General features: G+C 49.6%; 1 protein-coding gene. It reads right to left on the reverse strand.

The window, feature by feature from the left end; translation table 11 throughout:
• Positions 1–222: hypothetical protein (locus SB822_RS56840; protein ID WP_410859069.1), on the reverse strand; the 222-nt coding region annotated here is incomplete at its 3' end.
• Positions 223–276 lie beyond the last annotated feature (54 nt).

Below are 276 nucleotides of genomic sequence, written 5' to 3' on the forward strand. Positions count from 1 at the left end.
CAGCTCGAAACCCCTCGTTGCGCGCTCTACTGCTTCGGATGAAATAGCCTCACCATCCGCGACCCGCTTTAGCAATGCCAAGGTACGATTATCAAAAAAATACACTTGAGAGAGCTTTTCCAAAGCATCCGAAACTACGCGGCGTTCATTGAACGTAAAGGCCGATTTCGCAAACTTGGCAAGTCCCGCCAACACCCTTAATGCCGCCGCTGTTTCATACATGGCTCCCCTCCCTGATACCTTTCCGAGAGAAATATCGGATCGCTAAACAGAAAT

It is taken from the genome of Paraburkholderia sp. SIMBA_054 (assembly GCF_046534875.1).
Classification (GTDB): Bacteria; Pseudomonadota; Gammaproteobacteria; order Burkholderiales; family Burkholderiaceae; genus Paraburkholderia; species Paraburkholderia hospita.